This window comes from Neisseria sp. P0008.S010 (assembly GCF_051962715.1).
Lineage (GTDB): Bacteria > Pseudomonadota > Gammaproteobacteria > Burkholderiales > Neisseriaceae > Neisseria > Neisseria elongata.
The window spans coordinates 1-248 of sequence record NZ_JBQCVA010000381.1 but is presented as its reverse complement, the minus strand read 5'-3'; the positions used below and the strand labels follow the sequence as shown (position 1 = coordinate 248).

Genomic DNA, 248 nt, shown 5'->3' with positions numbered 1-248 from the left:
GATTTACTGGGCGTAAAGCGCGTGTAGGCGGCTTGTTAAGTCGGATGTGAAATCCCCGAGCTCAACTTGGGAACTGCATTCGATACTGGCTCGCTAGAGTGTGGTAGAGGGAAGTGGAATTCCAGGTGTAGCGGTGAAATGCGTAGATATCTGGGGGAACATCAGTGGCGAAGGCGGCTTCCTGGACCAACACTGACGCTGAGGCGCGAAAGCGTGGGGAGCAAACAGGATTAGATACCCTGGTAGTC

General features: G+C 54.0%; 1 rRNA gene. It reads left to right on the top strand.

What is annotated here, in order from left to right:
* Positions 1–248: ribosomal RNA gene (locus ACTHSL_RS13990) — 16S ribosomal RNA — on the top strand; the annotation flags it as partial.